We start from the raw sequence: 22,246 nt of genomic DNA on the forward strand, positions 1-22,246 counted from the left end.
GATGTTTGAGCAAAGCGAGTTGTTTTTTCCAGAAGAAAATGAATCCGGCCCCCGCGCTCCGCCCCCCAAACAGAAGGCTACGAAGAAACCACCTCCAATTCAGGCCGACGCTGCCCCCGCTCCGAAGTCCAACGCTGCACCGGATCCTTCTGCTCCGGAGCATTCACAAACTCCCGGAACCGCTTACGCTTCTCCGGATCCTCAACGGCGGTCTTCCACTCACACTGATAGGTGCCGACAAGATCCGCCATGTGCTGCTCCAGCTCCTCGCCAATACCCAGGCTGTCCTCCAGCACCACCTGCTTCAGATACTCAAGACCGCCTTCCAGGTTTTCCATCCAGACCGATGTCCGCTGCAGCCGGTCCGCCGTGCGCACATAGAACATCACCACCCGGTCAATCGTGCGAATCAGCTCCTCATCCGACAGATCCGTGGCAAACAGATCTGCGTGTCGCGGTCGCATACCGCCATTGCCGCACACGTACAGGTTCCAGCCCTTCTCCGTGGCAATCACCCCGAAGTCTTTGCTCTGGGCCTCGGCGCATTCCCGGGTGCAGCCAGACACCGCCATCTTCACCTTGTGAGGCGCCCGCAGGCCCTTGTAACGATTCTCCAGGGTAATCGCCATGCCCACACTGTCCTGCACACCATAACGGCACCAGGTGCTGCCCACGCATGATTTCACCGTGCGCAGGGACTTGCCGTAGGCGTGACCGGTTTCAAACCCGGCGGCGATGAGTTTTTCCCATATTTCAGGCAGCTGGCTTAAAGTGGCACCAAACAGATCCACCCGCTGGCCACCGGTGATCTTGGTGTACAGGTCGTACTCCTTCGCCACCTCGCCCAGTACAATCAGCTTGTCCGGCGTGATCTCGCCACCGGGGATGCGCGGCACAATCGAGTAAGTGCCGTTCTTCTGCATGTTGGCCATGAAGGTGTCGTTGGTGTCCTGCAGCGGTACGTGGTCCGTGGCCAGAATGTGCTCGTTCCAGCAGGTGGCCAGAATCGAACCCACCGTCGGCTTGCAGATATCGCAGCCCTGGCCCTTGCCGTATTGCTTGAGCAGGCCCCTGAAGGTGCGGATGCCGTTCACCTTGACCAGATGGAACAGCTCCTGGCGGGTGTAGGGGAAGTGTTCGCACAAGTCCGTGCATACCTCCACGCCGCGTTTCTCCAGCTCGCTGTCCACCACCTTTTTGAGCAAAGCGGCACAGCCACCACAACCACTGCTGGCCTTGGTTTCGGCCTTGACGCCGCCCAGATCCGTGCAGCCGGCGTCAATCGCGCAGCAGATGTCGCCCTTGGTGACGTTGTGGCAGGAACAGATGGAGGCGGTCTCCGGCAGGGCATCGGCGCCCAGGGCCGGGGCACCGCCTTCGCTTTCCGGCAGAATCAGTGCTTCCGGGTTCGCCGGCAGCTCAATGCCGTTGAGAGCGTACTGCAGCAGGGTGTCGTAGGGGCCGTTGTCGCCCACCAGAATGGCGCCCAGCAGGGTCTTGCCGTCCTGGCTCACCACCATGCGCCGGTAGTGGCCGGCCTGCTCATCGTTATAGCGGATGTTGCGGGCGCCGGGAGTCTTGGCATGGGCGTCGCCGATGGAGCCCACATCCACCCCCAGTAGCTTGAGTTTGGTGCTCATGTCGGCGCCGGTGAAGGCCGCACTGGCATCGTTGTTCAGCGCCGCTGACAGCGTGCGGGCCATGGTGTAACCGGGCGCCACCAGGCCGAAGACAAAGTTGTTCCAGAGCGCGCATTCACCGATGGCGTGGATGTGCGGATCGGACGTGGTGCACTGGTTGTTGATCACAATCCCGCCGCGTTCGCCCACTTCCAGGCCGCAGGCCCGGGCCAGGGCGTCCTGGGGGCGGATGCCGGCGGAAAACACAATCAGGTCGGTTTCCAGATGGCTCTCATCCGAGAAATTCATCCGTAGCCGCGCGCTGCTGCCCGGCACGATGGCGGTGGTGGCTTTCTCGGTGTGAACCTGCACACCAAGGTCTTCAATTTTCTGGCGTAACAGGGCGCCACCCTGATCGTCCAGCTGAACCGGCATCAGGCGCGGGGCAAACTCCACCACGTGGGCCTGTAAACCAAGGCTTTTCAGCGCGTTTGCTGCTTCCAGCCCCAGCAGGCCGCCGCCGACCACCACGCCGGTCTTCGCCTTCTGGGCGCTGGCCTGAATGGCGTCCAGGTCATCCAGGGTACGGTACACAAAGCAGCCTTCCTGATCGTTACCGTCAATGGGCGGGACAAACGGGTAAGAGCCGGTGGCCAGCACCAGCTGATCGTAGGGGTACTCGCCCTTGGGTGTGGTGATCATCCGGGCGTCCCGATCTATGCCGGTCACCGGCTCATTCAGGTGCAGATCAATGCCCTGGTCGGCGTACCAGTCCGCGGTGCCCATTGCCAGATCTGCATGGCTTGAGCCGCTGAAGTACTCCGACAGGTGCACCCGGTCGTAGGCCAGTTGCTTTTCTTCGCCGAAAACCACGATGTTATAGGCGTCAGCGGCCGGAGACTGGCTGAACTGTTCCAGGAAGTGATGGCCAACCATGCCGTTGCCGATCACGATCAGGGTCTGTTTGCTCATAGTCTTGTCCTCTCTCATAGCAGCGGATCAGGCCGCTGCGTCGCAATAGGGTTTGCCGAAAGCGATGGTGTCCCGGTAGCGGGATATATCCGTGCCTGAACGAATCAACTCGCTGTACCAGGGGCCACTGCTGGTGTCGCCGAGCAAAATGGCGCCGGTCAGGCGGTTGTGTTCCACCAGCAGTTGGCCGTAGACCGCTTGGGCGTAGTCCTGCCACTCAATGGTTTCGGTGTGCGGGCCCGGAGTGATCGGCCCGCAGGAAAAAATGGGGAGGTCACTGATTTTCAGGCGGGTGGCGATTTCTCCTGGCGTGAAACTCGGGCTTCCGGACACCTGGCAGAGATGCCGGGCCAACACGGCCGCCTGCTCGTAGCCGGGCTCCACCAGGCCAAACGTATGTTCCTGAAACTGGCAGCATTCCCCGAGGGCGTGGATATGAGGATTGGAAGTGGTCATCTGCGAATCCACTTGTACACCCCGGTCGCAGTCCAGGCCGGCTGCTTCTGCCAGTGCTTTGTTCGGATGAATACCGGTTGCCAGTACCACCAGGTCAGTAGCGAGCACGGTGCCGTCGCTCAGTTGTACCGCCTGGACCTGGTGTTTGCCCAGCAGCGCCGCAGGTTCTGTACCGGTCAGAACGGTGAGGCCCCGTTGCTGTAACTGGTGCTTCAGTAATTCGCCGGCGGCTGGATTGAGCTGGCGGTTCAGAAGGTGCCCGCTGCGATGCAGAATTGTGACGTCCATACCCCGGGCCCTGAGCCCCTCGGCCGCTTCCAGGCCAAGAAAACCGCCGCCGATGACGACCGCACGGCGATGTGTCTGCGCCTGGTGAATCAGGGTGCGGGTATCGGTCAGATCCCGGAAGGTCATCACGCCATCCAGATCCTCGCCGGGCAGGCCAAGACGTGAAGGGCTGGCGCCAGTGGCCAACACAAGGGTGTGGTAAGCCAGCGTGCGCCCGCTTGCGGTCGTTACCCGGCGCTGATGCGGTTCGATGGCCGTGACCGGCTCACGGTTATAGACCTCGATTTTGTGCTGGCGGAACCAGGACCGGGGTTTCAGTTCCAGCTCCGACTCCCGGACCTGATTCGCCAGCAAGGACGACAGCTGGATTCGGTTATAGGCAGCGAAGGGCTCGCCGTTGAACACCACAATGCGGCTGAACGGGTGCCCTGTGGCCACCAGTTGCTCCAGCAATCGCTGCGCAACCATGCCGTGCCCGCAGATCACCAGCGCAGGGGTCTGTGTGTGTTCCATAGGTGCGCTCCCTTACTCAACGAATAGCCGAAAACCAAACGAAAAAAGCCGGAGCATCATGCTCTCCGAAGAGAACAGATGGTCCGGCACCAATGCCAACAACAATGATCTGATGGTCCGGCCTGATTCCATGGCCGGGACAGTCGTCCTTGGTTGGTACTTAGCGATCTCCATGCCAACTTTTTAACTCCATTTAATTCAGTTGCTTAGATGATATCGCTGCTGGATTTCACCTGTGCCGGCCAAAAAAGATGCCCCGGGATGGGGCGAAGCGCACGAAGATGATGCCGGTGGTTCTGGCCTGTTAATTGCTGCAGTCCAGGCAGACAGGAACCCGCTGTGTACCGATACCAGGAGTTGCACCATGAACAGCAAACGCCAGCCCAACACGACCGCGACCGCGACAGCCGCAGACTTTCTGATGGCCTCCCGGCAGTGCGAAATCCGCAATCTGGAGTACTTTCTGCAGATGGGCCGGCTGGTGCAGAGCGTGGGTAACCTGGTGCACGGACTGCAACGGGAGCGGGGGGCTACCAATCTGTATCTGGGGTCCGGTTGCCAGCGTTTCGCCCGGGAGCGTTCGGTCATCCTGAAAGAGAACGACCAACTGGCCGCAATCTTCCGTAAGGCGCTGACTGACATACAGGAAGACCTGACGACCCATCCGGTCAGCAGCCCGCTGTTGGGGCATATTGCCAGCGCCCTTCATAGCCTCGATCAGCTGGCCGAGTTCAGGCAGAAAGTGGTCGGGCAGGAAGCCAGCGTGGCGGATGCCACGGACTGGTTCTGCGACGCCATCCATCAGCTGATTACGGTGGTTTTTGAAGCCGCCGAAACCGTCGCTGAACCCTCCATCGCCGGCCTGTTGGTGGCCATGGTGCATGTGATGAATGGCAAGGAATACTGTGGCCAGGAGCGGGCGGCAGGCTCAGCGGGATTCTCCAGTGGCCATTTCGAAAACGCACTGTCACGGCGCATGATGCACCTGGTTGAAGCGCAGGAACGGTGTTTCGAGGTATTTGTCGCCTTTGCCAACGACGATAGCCTGGCCCTCTGGCAAACCCTGCGGTCTCACCCGCGGGAACTGGAAATAGAACGGATGCGCCAGAAGGCGGTGTCGGTGGGACCCTATAAGTCCCTGGACAGGGAAATGGCCGACCGCTGGTTTAACCTGATGACCGATCGCATGGATGACCTCAAGAAAATCGAAGACTCCGTAGAGAACGCCTTCCACCACCGTTGCGTGGAACGCTACACCGAGGCGCGCCACTCCCTGGCCCATCAGGAAACCCTGTTAGCCTCGCTGGAACAGCGGAACGCCTCGACAATGCCGGTATTGGTGGTCTGCGATAATGGTGTAGATGCGAGTACGGCAGATGCCTGGGCCGGTGACGGTGTCGGGCAACAGTCAGGCAGGTCCATCTTTGATCTGGTTCAGGAGCAAACCCGCCGCCTGCGCCAGATGTCTGAAGAGCTGCAAAGTGCAAAAGAAGCTCTGGAGGACCGACGCACCCAGGAAAAGGCGGTGTTGCTCTTGATGGAGCATCGTGACATCAGCAACGACGAAGCCCATAGATTGCTGCGAAAGCTGGCGATGGATCAGGGCAAACGCCTGCCTGACGTGGCTAGAGCCCTGGTCTCCATGGCCGGCGTGCTGGGCTGAACGCCAAGGTGCACCGGGGCGGGCGTTCTACCGCCGCCCCGGTACCGACTCAGGCTGTTGCAGTCTGCTTCTCACCCTCCGACTCCCGCTTTGCTGAACTGGCGCCTCGCCGACTACTCAGCGTTTCCAGCTTGCGCTGCTTCTCGTACAGGAACGACAGCACCTCCTGCCGGTAATGCACGTACTTGGCATCATCCGCCAACGCCACCCGATTACGCGGCCGAGGCAAATCAATATGCAGATCTTCCCCCACCGTCGCCGCCGGCCCGTTGGTCATCATGATGATGCGGTCCGACAACAGCACCGCCTCGTCCACATCGTGGGTGATCATGATCACCGTATTGTTCAGCTCCTGCTGAATCTCCATCAGCGAATCCTGCAGATGTGCCCGAGTCAGCGCATCCAGGGCCCCGAACGGCTCATCCATCAGCAGCACGCTCGGTTTCATCGCCAACGCCCGGGCAATCCCCACCCGCTGTGCCATACCCCCGGAAATCTCCCCCGGCCGCTTATTGGCGGCATGGGCCATATTCACCAGCTCCAGGTTGTGGGTAATCCAGTCCCGGCGCTCCTTACGGTTCATCGACTTGCGAAACACCTGCCGAACAGCCAGCTCCACATTCTCATACACCGTCAGCCAGGGCATCAGCGCGTGATTCTGAAACACCACCGCCCGCTCCGGCCCTGGTGAGTTCACCTCGTGACCGTTCAACACACAGCCACCCTTGGAGGCCTGCAACAAGCCGGCGACAATGTTGAGCACCGTCGATTTACCACAGCCCGAGTGGCCGATCAGCGAAACAAACTCCCCCTTCTGGATCTTCAGGTTCACGTTGTCCAGGGCAACGAACGGCCCTTTCGGTGTATCAAACGCCATTTCAACGCCAGTTAACTCTAAATGTGATTTAGCCATAACAAAATCCCCTAAACAGGTCAGACGAGCGCCGGGTGGGTAGTGCCTCCCGGGACCCTCAAAAACATGGATGTTTTTGCGGAGCGTACAGGGACGTATTCACCGCGTGTCCCGGGAGGCACTACCCTCCCGGAGCGGCATGCTCCGCCGTCAGAGATTTCAGGGTTAAACGCGGCAATGGGTGAGTGTTGGCTACTCATTCCAGGCCACCTTCTTCTGAATCAACAGCATCACCCGATCCAGCAAAAACCCGATAAACCCGATGGCCAGCACCGCCACCATGATCCGGCTCAACGACTGACTGCTGCCATTCTGAAACTCATCCCACACAAACTTCCCAAGCCCAGGACTCTGCGCCAGCATCTCCGCCGCAATCAGCACCATCCAGGCAATACCCAAAGACACCCTCAACCCGGTAAAAATCATCGGTACCGATGACGGCAGCACCACCTTGCGAACGTGGGTCCAGAACGACAGCTTCAGCACCTTCGACACATTCAGCAGGTCCGGATTCACCGCCGCCACCCCAACGCTGGTATTGATCAGCGTCGGCCACAAACTGCATAGGGTGACCGTGATCATCGACGTCAGAAACGACTTCTGGAACATCGGGTCATCACTCACGTACGTGGCAGACACCACCATGGTCACCAGTGGCAGCCAGGCCAGGGGCGACACCGGCTTGAAGATCTGGATCAGCGGATTGACCGCCGCCTGAAAATACCGGTTAAGACCGAACACAATTCCCAGGGGCACCGCAATCAGCGTGGCCAGGGCAAATCCAGACAACACCGTGACCAGGCTGGTACCGATCTGATCGATAAAAGTGGGTGCGCCGGGATAAGACCGGATCCGCACCTCCGCCTCCGGGTTGTCAGCCAGAATCCTGGCATTACGCTGCTCCTGCATGGCGATGAACTGGCTGGCGCGTTCCCGCTGGTTGGCGTGCTCTTGCCAGAGTTGCCCCGCCTGCTCCCAGACCTGAGCCGGCCCCGGAAAGGCGCCAAGGGACGTCTGCACCTGAGGCGCTGCCAGATGCCAGAATCCCAGAAACACCAGAATTCCGATCAAGGGCAGCAAAGTCTGTTTGCCGGCCGCCAACAATTCATTCGGGCTCAGCCGGGCGAGCAGGTTGCGGCTCCTGGTGGCCATCGACTGACCAATCCTTATGCTTAATGTGCTCATGTTGTGCCCCCTTACGGTGTCTCGGTGCCTTTCAGCCCGATATCAAAGCGGTCTATGTAAGCGTTCGGTTCGCGAGGTGTGAAAGGCACACCGTCAATCAGCTCGCCCTGGTAGGGGCGTTCAAAGTTCTCGGCCTCAAAGTCCGGGAAGTCACTGGCATTCATCACGCCATCATCGATCAGTGACTGTGCGGCCTGAGCATAAAGATCGCCCCGGTATACCCTGGCTGCGGTCTGCATGTACCAGTCATCCGGCTTGGCGTCCGGAATCTGTCCCCACCGGCGCATCTGGGTCAGGTACCAGATGGCATCAGAGGGATAGGGGTAGGTGGCGTGATAGCGGAAGAACACGTTGAAGTCCGGAACCTCTCGCACATCCCCTTTCTCGTATTCGAATGTGCCGGTCATAGAGTTGGCGATCACGTCTTTGTCTGCACCCACGTAGCTGGAGCGGGAAAGGAGCTCTACCGCTTCCTGGCGATTTGCGTTGTCGTTTTCATCCAGCCAGTAAGCCGCGCGGATCAGTGCCCGCAACAACCGCAGGTGGGTATTGGGATGCTTTTCTGCCCAGGTCTCGGTCACGCCAAAGACTTTCTCAGGGTTGTTTGGCCAGATCTCATAATCAGTGATGACCGGCACTCCGATGCCCTTGAATACCGCCTGCTGGTTCCAGGGTTCGCCCACGCAGTAGCCCTGAATGGTGCCGGCTTCCATGGTCGCCGGCATTTGCGGCGGCGGGGTAACGGACAGATGAACATCGGCCTGCAAGGTGCCACTGGTATCACCCCGTTGTGGGGCGTAGAAGCCGGGATTCAGGCCACCGGCCGCCAGCCAGTAGCGGAGTTCGTAGTTATGGGTGGACACCGGGAACACCATGCCCATCCGGAACCGCTCGCCTTTGCTCAGGGATTGCTCCACCGCCGGTTTCAGTGCGCTCGCGGAGATCGGGTGGGCGGGTTTGTCGCCATCCATTTCCAGGTGGGGCTTCATGGTGTCCCACACCGCGTTGGACACGGTAATCGCGTTGCCGTTGAGGTCCATGCTGAAGGCGGTAATGATGTTGGCCTGAGTGCCATAGCCAATGGACGCGCCCAGAGGCTGGCCGGCTAGCATGTGGGCACCGTCCAGCTCGCCGGTGATCACCCGGTCCAGCAGCACTTTCCAGTTGGCCTGCGCCTCCAGTTCCACGAACAGGCCTTCGTCCAGGAAGTAGCCTTGCTCCCAGGCAACCGCCAGGGGCGCCATATCGGTGAGTTTGATGAAGCCCAGCTTCAGGTCTGGTTTCTCGGCTGGCCCGATGCTCGCCTGGGCCAGTGTGCTCAGCCCGATCAGCGCGGCTGTGAGCAAGCCTCTGAGTTGATGACGGCGTGTGTTCATGCTGTTACCTCTCTGTGTCTCTCTTTTCTGGCGCGCAAAAAAAACGCCCACCCTCCGTTTCCGGAGAGCAGGCGCCAATGCCTTAGAACGAGAGATGTGATGTCTTGATGGTTCGCTGTTACCTCAGCATAAGCCGTGCCATTTTTTAATATTCATAGTTTTCAAAGGTTTGATGTCCATCTCCGTGTTTGGCGAGGGAAACGACAGTAAAGCCTGGTCTGTTTTTGGTGCAACCTGAGCGATTTCGCACCAATGTGAAACCTAAAGTCAGGGGATATCCCGGCCTTGCCGGAGCTGATGACCTGCTGAACAAGGCCATAGCCCGGGTGTTGCCACATGGCCGGCCTGGTAAATGCTGGTTTGGCAATCTCTGGCCCCGTTATTGCTTTCCATAAAACAGACAATTTTGGCAAAGAAGCCCGCCCCGGCTCTGGAAACAGACCCCGGATGGCGGGCTTTTTTATGGGTAAAGCAGAGGATTGATCATGAAAAACCGCCGAACCACTCCTGAAAGTACCGCTACCACTTGCCCTTATTGCGGTGTGGGTTGTGGCGTTCTGGCGAAACCTGACGCCGTTCAGGGCGATGTAGGACACCCGGCCAATAATGGTCGTCTTTGCGTCAAAGGTTCTGCGTTGCATGAGACCGTGACCGGACACGACCGGTTGCTGGCCCCTCGTGTGACAGGGCATAACGTTGAGTGGTCGGAAGCTATTGACCGGGTAGCGGAGGCCATCCGTGTTTCGGTCAGAGATCATGGCCCGGAGTCTGTGGCTTTTTACCTGTCTGGCCAACTGCTCACCGAGGACTATTACATCGCCAACAAGCTGGCCAAGGGCTTTATTGGCACCCCGCACGTGGATACTAATTCCCGGTTGTGCATGTCGTCCGCGGTGGCAGCCCACAAGAGGGCGTTTGGTGAGGACTGCGTGCCCGGCTGTTATGAGGACCTCGAACTGGCGGACTTACTGGTGCTGGCGGGCAGCAATGCCGCCTGGACGCATCCCGTGCTTTATCAGCGGATAAAAGCGTCCCACCGGTCCGGGCGCAAAGTGGTGGCCATTGACCCAAGGCAAACCGCAACCACAGAGATGGCTGACCTGCACCTGCAACTGCGGCCGGGAACCGACACCCTGCTGTTCAATGGCTTACTGGTTTGGCTGAATGACCACGGAGCCCTGGCCACACAGTACCTGGATCAGCATTGCAACGGTTTCGAGGAAACCCTGAGCGTGGCCCGCGCCTGCGCTCCTTCGGTACTGGCAGTCGCCCGTGGATGTGACCTTCGGGCTGCGGATGTGGAACGCTTCTATCGGTGGTTCGCCGAGACCGATCGGACAGTCTCCGCCTTTTCCCAGGGTATCAATCAGTCGGTGGCTGGCACCGACAAGGCCAACGCCATTATCAACTGCCACCTGGCCACGGGGCGTGTTGGCCGGCCCGGCGCCGGTCCGTTTTCACTCACCGGTCAACCCAATGCCATGGGTGGGCGGGAAGTGGGCGGTCTGGCCAACACCCTGGCGGCCCATATGGATTACGACACGCCCGGCGCGGTGCAACGGGTTGCCGACTTCTGGCACAGCGAGAAACTGGCAGCGGGACCGGGCTATAAGGCGGTGGATCTGTTTGAAGCCGTTCATCGGGGCGACATACGGGTGCTCTGGGTGATGGGCACCAATCCTGCCGTCAGCCTGCCCGACAGCACACGGGTTCGGGAGGCCCTGGCGCGATGCGAGACCCTCATAGTCTCAGACTGCGTGGCCCAGACCGATACCACGGCGTATGCCGATATCCTGCTGCCTGCCGCCGGGTGGGGCGAGAAGGACGGCACCGTGACCAACTCGGAACGGTGCATTTCACGCCAGCGTCGATTTTTGCCCGTGCCAGAGGGTGTCCGGCCGGATTGGCGAATCATCCGGGATGTCGCCCAGGCGCTCGGTTATGGTCACGCCTTTGATTACGAGGAACCTGCGGAGATTTTCAGGGAACATGCGGCACTGTCCGGTTATGGTAACGGCGGTGAGCGAGTGTTTGATATTTCCGCCCTGGCCAAGCTGAGCCCCGCGGAATATGACCGGCTCCAACCCGTGCAGTGGCCGCTTACCGGGGGCAATCCCGGCGCCTGGCTGCAGACCCGACGGCTGTTCTCCGATGGTCGTTTCCCCACGCCCGATGGCCGCGCCCGCCTGGTACCGGTTTCGAACCTGCCGCCCGGACAGCAGCCCGATGCCCGGTATCCCCTGATCGTGAATACCGGCCGTATCCGGGACCAATGGCACACCATGACTCGCACGGCACGGGCGCCCAGACTGTTTGCCCATCGCAGTGAGCCCTTTATCGAGGTTCACCCGAAGGACATCGCCACCTTTGGTTTGATTGAAGGTGCACTGGCTACCCTGACAGGGCCAACCCGAAAGGGATTTACCGGCCGGGTCCGGGCCAGCGCCGCACAGAGACCCGGAGAGGTATTCGTTCCAATTCACTGGAACCGGCAGTTTGCATCCTCAGCCCTGGCCTCCAACCTGATCGCCCCCATCGTCGACCCGATTTCGGGACAGCCGGAAGCCAAATTTGGCGTAGCCACCCTTCGGCCACTCATCACTCGATGGCAAGCCCGGCTGATGCTGCCCGCGGCCGGGGGCACCACATTGGACGCTACGTCACTGGACTACTGGAGCCACCAGGCGCTGCCTCATAGCCGGTCCTGGTGGCTGGCCGGTCGACGGTCCATGGACTGGCGTGAATGGGCCCAGCAGGTGTTCGCCAGGGAACCGGAGCTGGTTATGCAAGATGTTGCCCGGCGTCGTTTTCGTGCGATCTGGCTCACTGGCAACCGGTTGGATGGCGTATTGCTTGTGGAGCCCTGTGTGCAATCCATGCCGGACCTCGGCTGGTTGGATGATTGTTTTGGCTCCGATAACCTAACGCCGGAGCAGCGCCGATCCTTGTTGGCTGCAGGCTCGATTGATGCAGAACCGACCGGACCGCTGGTCTGCAGCTGTTTCCAGGTAGGCGAGCGCCAGATCAACCAGGCAATCGAAGATGGGGCCGCCAGCGTTGAAGCCTTGGGCCAGCGGCTGCAGTGCGGCAGCAATTGTGGCTCTTGTATACCTGAAATTCGTGGTTTGCTGGCGAAATCGGCGGATCGGGAGCCTGCCTGAAACCGGATCAGTCCGGGCGGCGTAGCAGAGAAACCGGCACCCGGTACCGCAAACCGCGGGCATTCAAAGTAACCGCAACCGTGCAGGTTTTTCGGTTCACCCGGACGACCTGGCCCCGTTTCTCGTGCCGGCCTTCGCCAAAACAGACCGCATCGCCTATTTGCCACTGTTGGAGTGCCCGGACGGGGTTGGGGAATTCAAAGCGTGTGCTGGAAAGCTCCACTCCGGCTTTTCCTGCAGTCTCCTCAAGATACTGCCGGGTGGCGATCGCCGCACCGCTGCTATACAACCCGTCCAGCGCCGAATAGAAATGCCGGTTGTGCACTGAACCATAGTGTCGCTGGCCTACACTGTATTGCAGCAAATGGGCAAACTCATGGCAGCAGGTATGGGCCAGCAGGTTCAATACACTCACCTCGCCCCCAAAATAGCCCCGGCCCCGGATCTCCCGCGTCGATAACCAGCCCTGGGCGGTTTCCGGCTGTTGCTTGGCGGCAATCATCCGCGCCCCGTAGTTAATTAGATGCTGTTTACGCGCCGGATCATAACGGTGATAGGTGGCCTGGCCTGACCCCACCCGCAACGCCAGCCCTGCGCCCCGGTTTTGCTCCCGAACCTGGGCTTCGACGGGCGTCCACAGGATGTGGCGCGTGGCCTGGCACATGAGAGTGCCGATTGCTCGAATGGTTTCTGAATGCGGGGGTGTCACAGAAGTCATCGATCCGGCTTAGCCCATGCTGTGGGGTAATGTGAAAACAGTATTCTCCGGTAATCTGCCGTTAAAAACAAAAACGGCCGGCCCGAAGGCCAGCCGTTTTGGGTGATCGATCCTGAAAAATCAGGCTTCGATCGGAGTACGCCAGTCGTCTGCACCGGAAGTACCGGCAACGGCATGCTCCCAGGTGACCTTGCGGTAAGACAGGGAAACGGTTACCAGCTGGGTGAAGTCAGCGTTGGCTGCGTCCTGGCAGTGGGGCATGTTGCAGTTGATGTCGATGATGGTGGCATCTTCCAGGATGGTGGAGAAGAAGTGCTCCTGCTTACCTTCTACGGAAGTGCGGTACCACTTGAGCTCTACCTTCGGCAGCATTTCGCCGGAAGCCAGGGCGTTGTACATCAGCGGGGTGGCTTTGTTCAGGGCAGAAGTGAACTTGAACGGCTTGTGTACACGCTGGCCGGAAGGCTGACCAGACTGTGGGTCAGTCGGAACGGTGACAACGTGGCTGAATTCCTGAACCAGCACTTCGTCTTCGTGACCTTCAACGTAGATGTTACCTACGGAGTCGGAAGTGAATGCGCCAGCGGTGATGTTACCCTGAGTTTTACCTTCGATGCTGATATAACAAGGAGTTGGCATAGTCTGCTCCATGACGTTTAAGTGAATGTTTGTCCCCGGGCTGTTCCCTGGACGCGCTTACTGGTAACAAGCGCTGTGCCAACTCTAAAAAAACTATTGAATACAATCGCCTAAGTAATTTCTGGCGACACTGAAATTTGTCGTGAGCAAACCGTTGCTTGCCCTTTGGGCGAGCTTTTGCTGGCCGGGCAAGAAGTTGCCCGCTCAGGGGCGCCAGGCGAATGATGCCAGCAAGGCGAGTAACAACAGCGCAGACATTCCCTGCCAGAAGGCCACCGGGTGGCGCTCCATCAGGGGTTTTTGGTGATGCTGCTGCCACTGTGGATTGGGTTGGCGAAGGTCGAACAGGAACTCCGACAGGGCCGGGTAGCGTTTGTGGGGTTCCGGGTGCAGGGCACGGGCCAGGGCGTGGTCAATCCAGGCTGGCAGGTCCTCCCGGTGCAGGCGAGCGGGATGGTATCTAAGCTGACGCAACTGGCGGTGATTGCGAATGCCCGGTATCCGTGTGCCGTAGGGTAGCTGGCCGGTCAGCATCTGATAGGCGATTACGCCCAGGGAAAACTGGTCCGCCTGCCAGCCGGTAGTTTCACCGAGAAAGGCTTCCGGAGCACTGTACAGTGCAGCGCCACGGGGCCAGGTGGGCTCATCGTGGCCATGAAGTTCCTGCAGGCCGGCGATGCGGGTGGCGCCGAAGTCGATGAGCACCACGGTGCCCTCGCCGTTGATCAGGATATTCTCCGGTTTCAGGTCCTGGTGCACCATTTCCAGCCGGTGAAACGCCCGCAGCCCCCGGGCAATCTGTTCCACCAGCTGGCGCACGGTTTCCAGTGCCGGCGCCGGGTGGTCCAGAAGCCATTGCCGCAGGCTGATGCCCTGAACGTACTCGGTGGCCAGGTACAGGCAGCTGCGTGGGCGTTCCGGCGCAAACGCTTTCACCACGTGAGGGCTGTCGATGCGCTGGGCTACCCATTGCTCGGTGGCAAAGTGCTCCAGCCCCGACGGGTTTTCGCGCAGTTCCATGGCCGGCACTTTCAGGGCGACTTGCTGATGGCTGGCGTCATCGATGGCCAGGTAAACCTGGCTGCGGCTGCTGACGTGAATCGGCCGCACAATACGGTAACCATCCAGTACCTGCCCCGGTGCCAGTTCCCGGGCGAAGGGCAACTGCTGAACATCCCGTGCGACTTCGGCGCTGCTCTTTCCGGCGGCAACAGAATTTACATGAACCAGCTGCACACTCAGATTATCGTCGCTGCCAGCGGCAAGAGCGCGGCAGACCAGCTCTCCGGCGGCGGCGTCCAGGTCGTCACCGGCCGCACGGATAATGCCGGCCATGTCACGCTCGGTCAGATGTTCATAGACGCCGTCAGTCGCCAGCAAAAAAGTATCACCCGGCCATACCGGCACCGCCAGGTAGTCGATGTCGACCTGCTGGCTCAGCCCCATGGCCCTGTTCAGGCAGCTGTCTTCCTGTGACAACCATACCCGGTGATCGGTGGTTAGCTGCTCCAGCGAGCCCCCCTGTAACCGATAAATACGGGCATCGCCAACATGGAACAGATGGGCTGTCGCCGATTTCAGTACCAGCACACTGAGGGTGCAGACGTAGCCCCTGTCCTGATCATAACGGTAGCGGCTTTGCCGGGTCTGGGCGTGCAGCCAGGCGTTGGTAGCCCGAAGCACCCGCTGGGCAGACTGTTTTACGGACCAGCTGTCCGGTGTCGCGTAATAGTCGTTCAAAAAGCCCGCGACGGCCGATTCGCTGGCAATCTGGCTGACGTTGCTGGAGCTGATGCCATCGGCAATTGCCACCGCGATACCCTTGGTGCCCAGCTGATGGTCGGCCGGGATCACCAGTCCATGAAAATCCTGGTTGACCGGCTTGGGCCCCGGGTCAGTGTGCTGGCCGGTAGAGACCTCGAGCTGTGAGATCATACCGCATTGGTGTTAAAGCGTTCTGGCAGGGTGCGCTTGGGAGCCGTGCGCACATGAGTGGCATAGAGAGTCAGACCAGTGAACGACAGGCCGCCAACCAGGTTGCCCAGCACGGTGGGAATTTCGTTCCAGACAAAGTAGTCCATGATGCCGAATTCACCGCCCATCAGAAGGGCAAAGGGGAACAGGAACATGTTGACGATGGAATGCTCAAAGCCCATGTAGAAGAACAGCATGATTGGCATCCACATGGCCAGCACCTTGCCCTGTACCGTGGTTGAGATCATCGCCCCGACCACGCCCATCGACACCATCCAGTTACAGAGTACGCCCCGCAGAAAAATGGTAAACCAGCCGGCTACCCCGTGTTCCGCGTAGCCTAGCGTGCGCTCTTTGCCAATGGCAGCAATGCGGTCGCCAACCACGCCGGGTTCGGTATTAAAGCCGTAGGTGAAGACAAAGGCCATGATGACAGCGACGGTTAAAGCGCCGGCAAAGTTGCCAAGGAATACCCAGCCCCAGTTGCGAAGAATGCCGCGGGTATCCACCCCCGGGCGTTTGTCCAGCAGTGCCAGGGGGGTGAGCATGAATACCCCGGTGAGCAGGTCAAAACCCATCAGGTAGAGCATGCAGAAGCCCACCGGGAACAGCATGGCGCCAATCAGCGGGCTGCCTGTCTGAACGGCAACGGTGACCGCGAATACCGCTGCCAGGGACAGAATGGCGCCAGCCATGAACGCTCGGATCAGTACATCCCGGGTAGCCATGTAGATTTTTGATTCACCGGTATCCACCATTTTGGTGACAAATTCCGAAGGCATGATGTAAGACATAGGTTATCCCCTGGTTCCTTCTTTGCCCGTTTTTCCGTGGGCGAAAAAAAACGACGACGCCCATGGGCTGCCGTGAGTGGCAGGCATGAGCAGACGCCGTCGTCTGAAAGATTGCTGTTTGGGCAGACAAAATTCGATCTGCTGAGCAGGACTGAGCAGGCACCGTGCCAGCTCTGGGCCTTTCGGGGAAAAGGCTTTTATTTCAGTAAGTAATAAAAGGACGGCGGGCTGTGTGCCCGGGACGATGTTTGCCGGCCTGCACCGGCTCAGTGCGATCTGCGCTTCTGTGGTGCGGGTTCAGCGCAAGCTGAAGCGAACGGGCAGCGCGTAGGTAAACGTCTGGCCGCGCATGGTGTCCGGAACCTTGGGCAGGGGCGCTGCCTGGGCGAGCATCTGCATGGCTGAGTCATCAAGCAGTTGATGCCCGGAGCTGTCTCGCAGCGAATGGCTGACCAGCGAGCCGTCACGGGCAAATTCGAAGACGATCACCGGGGTGCCTTCCTGCCCGAGGCGGCGGGCTCGCCGGGGGTATTCGTAATAGCGGGCCAGGTGGCGGCTGAGTTTGCTCAGGTAGCTGTCGACATCGCTGGAGTTCCCGGCGTTCTGGAGGGGTATCGCATCCTGGCTGTTATCGGCATCTGCTTCCTCCCCGGCTTCTTCTACAGCCGCTGAATCCGTGGGTGCTGGCGTGCTGGGCTCGCTGACTGGCTCGGCAACGGGCTCTGGCTCCGGAGCCGGTTCGGGCTCGGGTTCGGGTTCTGGCTCAGGTTCGGGCTCAGGTTCGGGCTCAGGCTCAGGCTCAGGTTCCGGTTCCGGTTCCGGTGTCGGCTCGGGTTCCGGGGTGGGTTCCGGTTCCGCCACGGGTTCCTGTTGAGGTTCTGGCGATTGTCGGCCAGCAAGGCTGATCCGGATGGCCGGAGCGGTGTTGACAGCGCTGTCGCCCAGCACCGGAAGTTCCATGGGGTTGTCCGGCGCCATCAGTGCCAGCGTGGCTAGCGTCGCCACAATGGCGGCGGTCAGAATCAGTGCTTTCGGGCCCCGGCCTGCGGTTGTCATGCCCCGGGCTCCGTCAGCAGCAGCACGTCGGTGTAGCCGCTGGCTTCCAGAAGGCCAAGCAGATCCTCGAGGTCAGCCATGGTCAAGCCCTGGTCCGCTGCAATGCGTAAAGACGCCTGCTCTTCAGGTTCGGGCAAACTTGCCAGCAGTCGGTCCCGGCTGACCGCTTCACCACCCACGGTCCAGCTGCCATCGGCCTTGACCATCAGATCTGCCTCTGGAGCGCGCTCTTCTTTTAGCTGCGAGCTTCCCGGCAGTTCCGGCAATGGGTCTTCAGTGAGCTGGCCGGCAACAATAAAGAACATCAATAGCAGGAACACCAGATTGATCAGCGGCAGCAACGCATCTTCAACACGTTCCAGCAGACCTTTTCCGGAGGTGGCGGGGGGTGGAACCAGGTCGGTCATGATTCGGGTGTGCCGCTACGTTTCCAGTGGGGGGTGATGCCGGCGTTATCCAGCGTGCTCAGCGTACGGGTAAAGCTGGCCAGGCTGGCCTCTGGAGCCGTCTCGAGGTTTGCTTCGGAAACGCCGGCGGCGGTCAGGGCCGGTACCAGCTCCTGCAGGCTGTAGCGGGTTTCCTGCCAAAGGATGCGGCCATCTAACTCGACCCGGAGTTCCGGGCGTGGGTCGCCTTCGGTGGTGCTGCGCTGGCTGGTGTCGTTGCCCAGTTCCAGATAATCCACAGGTAACAGCCTGGTGGTGAGCATGAAAAACACCAGCAGGATAAACACCACATCAATCAGTGGTGTAATCCGGATCGGTATGGGCCTGTTTGGTCGGGGCTCAACCAGCTGCATGGGCAAAACGCGGGTTGTCTGCGGTGTCGTAGCTGTGGCTGGCTTGAGCGGCCTGCTCCGCAGCAACTGCGGGTTGCTCGGTAACAGGCTGCGGCTCTGTGGCCGGCAGCACGTTAAACACGCTTACCAGGGTGCTGTTAATAACCTTGTGAATGCGTCTCAGGCGAAACTCCACCCAGGCCGCCAGTGCCGCAAATGGAATCGCAATGACCAGGCCTGCGGCAGTGGTGGTCAGGGCTTCGTAGATACCGCCACTGAGCTGGCTGGCATTGGCACGGCCATCGGTTGCCGCCATGGCGCTGAAGGCTTCCATCATGCCCATAACCGTGCCCAGCAGGCCAAGCAGTGGCGCCAGGGCTGCGATCACTTCAATGATCTTGAGCGGCGCTTCAAAGGGTTCCAGAGCGTGTTGGGCGTCCCGCACGGCGGTCTCCCGAACCGCTGTGGTGTTTGCCGTGCCTTTGCAGGCCGACATGGTATTCACCATCAAATGCATCAGAGGATTACAACGGCCCAAAAAGCCCGCCTGCTCCCGCACCTTTTCGGGCCGGGTATCTGCCGGGGAGGACTGCCACTGCTGGATAAGGTGCTTCAGCCTGCGGGTGTATCGGGGTGCGTACAAAGCGCCGAACAGCATCAGATAAACGAAGGTGACGAGGCCGATAACGGCAATGGCGATGAGCACAATCATCACCGGTCCGCCCATGTCGATCAGTTGGGCAAGGGGGCCGTGCTGGGCCAGTGCGGCGGATGCAGGGCTGATGGAATCCATACAGAATCGCTCGGAAAATGAAAATAGATCTAAATAATAACGATTATCACTGAAATTACAAGCGGGAATCTGATTGGAAAAACCTGTCTTTGCTACACTTTCATAAAGTTCGTAGAATGCGCTGTGCACTATTTGGACGGCATAAGGTTGGTTATTTGATAAAGTTGTGGTTTGCGAGTCTGGCGAATCGGGCAGTTGCCCTGGTCGTGGCTTTTGTGTTGGTGACCGCGGTGGTGGTGGCCAGTATCGGTTCTGCGCTGAGCCGGGCTGAACTGGAGCATCAGGCACACCAGCAAGTGGAAGCGATTGTCGAAATGGTGGCTCGTGACCTTGACCAGAAACTTGCTCTGCGGCGTGATGTTCTCTCTCACGTTGCCAGTGAAATCCCGGCCTCCGAAGCCCTGCTCCAGAATCGGGCGCGAGTCATATTGCGTCAGCAGGCCTCGCTGCTCAGGCTGTTTGATGCTCTGTTTATAATGGATGCCGAGGGTAAGCTACTGGCCGCCAATCCCCTTGATTACCTGATCCCCAGTTTCAATGCCTCGGAACGGCCATACTTCAAAGCCGTTTCCAGCCAGCTAGTGCCGATTATCAGTGAACCGTACGTTACCGCTCTTGAGGGGCGGCCAGGCGTGATGCTGGCTGCACCCCTTTTTGATCACCGTAAACGTTTCACTGGCATGATTGGCGGGTTGATTCTGCTCAATGGTGACAACTTCATGAGCGATATCTCCGGGATTCGTGTGGGGGATGCGGGCTATCTGCGCCTGATAACCCGCCAGGGGGTGGTACTGGCTGATGGCCGTGACGGTCGGGTTATGGTACCGGTGGATGCCCGGCAGAGCTCTATTGCACGTGCCATGGAGGGATTTGAAGGTACACTTCGCGATGAGTCTGACCAGAAAATGCCGACCATCACTGCCTATGGGCAAATGGCCCAAGTGCCCTGGTTTGTGGCGGCGGTCTGGCCCGAGACGGATGCCTTCGCGTCGGTCAACCGTATGCGTGACGCTTTCAGTTGGACCCTGTTGTCAGTACTGGTTGTGTTGATCCCCCTGGCATTCTGGTTCTTCCATCGCTTGTTGCGGCCACTGCGCGATCTGAGCATTCAGATCTATCAGCGCCATACCGGCGAACGCCAGATGCCGGTCTCGGAAACCGGGGGGCGGGAAATCCGGAATGTGGCCCGGGTTTTCAACATGGTTCGCCATGAGCGCGACGAGATTCTTCGGTCATTGGCTGAGCGGGAGGCGTTCTTCCGTTCTCTGACCCAGGATGCCCCCATTGGCATTGTCCACTCCAATATTCTCGGCCGGATTGAATTTGTTAACCCGGCACTGTTGAACATTCTCGGTGAAACGACGGAACAGGTTACCCAGCGCTACCTTAGCTCGAAAGTGGCCGTTGAAGATCGCGACGCGGCATTGGCAGGCTGGCGCCGGGCATTGACCCGGCGCAGGTTTTATCGTGGACGACTGCGGTTGCTGACCACCCGTTCACCGGGGTATGTCTGGGTAGATACCATGACGTCGGTTATTGAACTGCCTGACCAGGCTCTTGGCACCATCACTATTGTGCGGGATGTCACCCGAGAAATGCGCTTTGAGCAGGCGCTCCGGGAAGAGCAGCAGAGGGCCGATTCGATACTGGATGTTTTGCAGGAAGGCGTTCTGATGGTCGACAAGGCGGGCCTGATCCGGTACGCCAACGACGCAGCCGGCGAGTTTCTTGCGTTGGGGGATGATTGCATTGGCGAGAACTTCTTCGAGACGGTGGTCTTTCGTTATGACAACCACAAGATGGAGCCGGAGGAGTTTCAGGAAGGCGACGAAATCGATAACCGGTACGTCACTCTGGAAAACTCGCAGGGTCAGGTCTACGACATTGATCTCACCATGTTGCACTTGCGCAGGGGTGAGCATGAGGAACGCCTCGTCTTTGTGCTGAGGGACGACAGCGAACGGCGTCGGGAAGAAGAAAGGCTCTCCTGGGAGGCTACCCACGATGCGCTTACCCAACTGGTGAATCGCCGGGCTTTCACTGCCGCGTTGCTGAAAGCGCTGGCTGAGGCGCCACACCAGGCAACGCCCGCTGTTTTGATGATGATCGATCTGGATCATTTCAAACCGGTCAATGACCAGGGCGGCCACCTGGTGGGCGACGACCTGTTGAAACGCCTGGCGGATCTGTTCCAGAGCGCGGTTCGCCAATCGGATACCGTCGCACGGTTGGGGGGTGATGAATTTGCGATTCTGTTGCCCGGATGTGGTCTGGACCGGGCCGAAGCCCTGGCAGAAAACCTGCGCAGCCGGGTCGAGGCGCTGAAGGTCCAGCACGATGGCCGCTCTTTCGGTGTGACTGTATGCATTGGACTCACGCTGGTGTCTGCAGGTGACAGCGGCCCGAGGGAGGTCATGGCACGGGCGGATGAAGGGTGCTATATCGCCAAATCACGGGGGCGCAATGCGGTGGTCTCGGTGCCCGCCCCGCCCGACGACACGGGACTTTAGGCCAACCAGCCGGCGGACTCCGCCGCTTGCCACAGCAGGCGCAGCGCCAGAAGTGTCAGTACCAGATTGAAGGCGAGGCTGAACCACCGGTTGGTCATGGATTTCAGAACGTGCAGCCCCAGCCAGGTGCCGGTGAAGCCGCAGGCAATCATGGCGAGAATGAACAGCAGCCAGTCCGAGAACACGAATCCGGCAACCCCGAAGACCAGTGCTTTGGGCGCATGTTGCAGGGTCATGGCAGCGGCAAACGTGGCCACGGTTTTAAAGCGATCCCGGTGAATCTGCTTGACAAAGGCGGCGACCAGGGGGCCCGTGGCGCCCACGAACAGGCTGACAAAACTGGTGACGGCGGACGCTGTAAAAATGCCGACGGGCCCGAACGATGCCTTTGGCAGTTTCGGCCCCCAACACAGATACAGCACGAACAGAGCGATGGATAGTTGCCAGAGGTGCGCGGGTAAATTAACCAACAGCCAGGCGCCAAGCGCCGCCCCTGCGATCACGCCGGGCGTAAAGGCAGCAATCACCTTCCAGTCTATGTGGTGCCGGGTCAGCACTGCCCGGCCGGTATTGGAGCCGAGCTGAATCATGCCGTGCACCGGAATAATGGCCGCCGGTGGCATCCAGGATGCCATCAACACCAGCAGCAGAACGCCACCACCGGCACCGAGCACAGCGGTCAGCATTGAGGTTATCGCCGAGGCCAATAGCAGGAAAAGAGCGACGCCCGGGCTAATGGCCTCAGGAAACAGGGTCAGGTCCATGGAACTCACTTTGGGATTGGCGTAAGCTCCTGAGTTTCCGGTTTATGCCCCGAAAGTCCAGTGGGGGCGGGTAA

General features: G+C 59.7%; 18 protein-coding genes. 4 read left to right on the forward strand and 14 right to left on the reverse strand.

The genetic code is table 11. From position 1 onward, the window contains the following. Positions 1–77: 77 nt before the first annotated feature. Positions 78–2,591 (reverse strand): nitrite reductase large subunit NirB, encoded by a 2,514-nt coding sequence (gene nirB / locus FIV08_RS00850; protein ID WP_152437040.1) that lies wholly within the window; start codon positions 2,589–2,591, stop codon positions 78–80. A gap of 27 nt (positions 2,592–2,618) precedes the next feature. Beyond that, on the reverse strand, positions 2,619–3,848 hold the full coding sequence (locus tag FIV08_RS00855; protein WP_152437041.1) for an NAD(P)/FAD-dependent oxidoreductase: 1,230 nt from the start codon (positions 3,846–3,848) through the stop codon (positions 2,619–2,621). A 364-nt stretch (positions 3,849–4,212) separates the two neighbouring features. Here FIV08_RS00855 and FIV08_RS00860 point away from each other — a divergent pair, with 364 nt between their 5' ends. After that, entirely contained in the window at positions 4,213–5,511 is a 1,299-nt protein-coding gene (locus FIV08_RS00860) for a nitrate regulatory protein (RefSeq protein ID WP_152437042.1), read from the forward strand. A gap of 49 nt (positions 5,512–5,560) precedes the next feature. On the opposite strand, the gene FIV08_RS00865 is transcribed toward FIV08_RS00860, so the two are convergent. The 3 genes from FIV08_RS00865 to FIV08_RS00875 form a co-directional block, all read right to left on the reverse strand. Then, complete coding sequence (locus FIV08_RS00865) at positions 5,561–6,424, reverse strand: ABC transporter ATP-binding protein (RefSeq protein ID WP_072678791.1); 864 nt, start codon at positions 6,422–6,424, stop codon at positions 5,561–5,563. Positions 6,425–6,616: 192 nt separating this feature from the next. Next, positions 6,617–7,609, reverse strand: coding sequence for an ABC transporter permease (locus tag FIV08_RS00870; protein ID WP_072678790.1), 993 nt, complete (start codon positions 7,607–7,609; stop codon positions 6,617–6,619). Between the two features lie 11 nt (positions 7,610–7,620). After that, positions 7,621–8,985: a CmpA/NrtA family ABC transporter substrate-binding protein gene (locus FIV08_RS00875; RefSeq protein WP_152437043.1), complete on the reverse strand. Its 1,365-nt coding sequence runs from the start codon at positions 8,983–8,985 to the stop codon at positions 7,621–7,623. A 336-nt stretch (positions 8,986–9,321) separates the two neighbouring features. On the opposite strand from FIV08_RS00875, the gene FIV08_RS19665 reads away from it, so the two are divergent. Together FIV08_RS19665 and FIV08_RS00880 are read left to right on the forward strand one after the other, a co-directional pair. Then, on the forward strand, positions 9,322–9,468 hold the full coding sequence (locus FIV08_RS19665; RefSeq protein ID WP_172972231.1) for a hypothetical protein: 147 nt from the start codon (positions 9,322–9,324) through the stop codon (positions 9,466–9,468). Between the two features lie 2 nt (positions 9,469–9,470). Continuing rightward, on the forward strand, positions 9,471–12,146 hold the full coding sequence (locus FIV08_RS00880; protein ID WP_152437044.1) for a nitrate reductase: 2,676 nt from the start codon (positions 9,471–9,473) through the stop codon (positions 12,144–12,146). A gap of 7 nt (positions 12,147–12,153) precedes the next feature. Here the strand turns inward: FIV08_RS00880 and FIV08_RS00885 are convergent, their stop codons facing one another. From FIV08_RS00885 to FIV08_RS00920, 8 genes are all read right to left on the reverse strand, one after another. Continuing rightward, a complete protein-coding gene (locus FIV08_RS00885; protein WP_152437045.1) occupies positions 12,154–12,810 on the reverse strand; it encodes a hypothetical protein in 657 nt (218 codons plus the stop codon). A gap of 174 nt (positions 12,811–12,984) precedes the next feature. Next, positions 12,985–13,503 carry an Hcp family type VI secretion system effector gene (locus FIV08_RS00890; RefSeq protein ID WP_058092827.1) on the reverse strand — a complete coding sequence of 173 codons (519 nt, stop codon included), beginning with the start codon at positions 13,501–13,503 and terminating at the stop codon, positions 12,985–12,987. A gap of 204 nt (positions 13,504–13,707) precedes the next feature. Continuing rightward, complete coding sequence (locus FIV08_RS00895) at positions 13,708–15,438, reverse strand: bifunctional protein-serine/threonine kinase/phosphatase (RefSeq protein ID WP_152437046.1); 1,731 nt, start codon at positions 15,436–15,438, stop codon at positions 13,708–13,710. Further along, on the reverse strand, positions 15,435–16,271 hold the full coding sequence (locus tag FIV08_RS00900) for a formate/nitrite transporter family protein (protein ID WP_058092825.1): 837 nt from the start codon (positions 16,269–16,271) through the stop codon (positions 15,435–15,437). The genes FIV08_RS00895 and FIV08_RS00900 overlap by 4 nt, the downstream gene beginning before the upstream one ends. A 297-nt stretch (positions 16,272–16,568) precedes the next feature. Beyond that, entirely contained in the window at positions 16,569–17,327 is a 759-nt protein-coding gene (locus FIV08_RS00905) for an energy transducer TonB (RefSeq protein ID WP_152437047.1), read from the reverse strand. Beyond that, positions 17,324–17,734: an ExbD/TolR family protein gene (locus tag FIV08_RS00910; RefSeq protein WP_152437048.1), complete on the reverse strand. Its 411-nt coding sequence runs from the start codon at positions 17,732–17,734 to the stop codon at positions 17,324–17,326. Before FIV08_RS00910 ends, FIV08_RS00905 begins: the two co-directional genes overlap by 4 nt. Next, the gene (locus tag FIV08_RS00915) at positions 17,731–18,126 is read right to left on the reverse strand and encodes an ExbD/TolR family protein (RefSeq protein WP_072678782.1); all 396 of its coding nucleotides are present in this window, start codon (positions 18,124–18,126) and stop codon (positions 17,731–17,733) included. Before FIV08_RS00915 ends, FIV08_RS00910 begins: the two co-directional genes overlap by 4 nt. Continuing rightward, positions 18,113–18,898 (reverse strand): MotA/TolQ/ExbB proton channel family protein, encoded by a 786-nt coding sequence (locus tag FIV08_RS00920; RefSeq protein ID WP_152437049.1) that lies wholly within the window; start codon positions 18,896–18,898, stop codon positions 18,113–18,115. Before FIV08_RS00920 ends, FIV08_RS00915 begins: the two co-directional genes overlap by 14 nt. Before the next feature lie 155 nt (positions 18,899–19,053). On the opposite strand from FIV08_RS00920, the gene FIV08_RS00925 reads away from it, so the two are divergent. Next, positions 19,054–21,408: a diguanylate cyclase domain-containing protein gene (locus FIV08_RS00925; RefSeq protein WP_228715465.1), complete on the forward strand. Its 2,355-nt coding sequence runs from the start codon at positions 19,054–19,056 to the stop codon at positions 21,406–21,408. Here FIV08_RS00925 and FIV08_RS00930 read toward each other — a convergent pair. Further along, complete coding sequence (locus tag FIV08_RS00930) at positions 21,405–22,172, reverse strand: sulfite exporter TauE/SafE family protein (protein ID WP_152437051.1); 768 nt, start codon at positions 22,170–22,172, stop codon at positions 21,405–21,407. The two genes, FIV08_RS00925 and FIV08_RS00930, sit on opposite strands and share 4 nt — an antisense overlap. Positions 22,173–22,246: the final 74 nt, after the last annotated feature.

Origin of the sequence: Marinobacter sp. THAF197a (assembly GCF_009363275.1) — a bacterium.
GTDB lineage: Bacteria > Pseudomonadota > Gammaproteobacteria > Pseudomonadales > Oleiphilaceae > Marinobacter.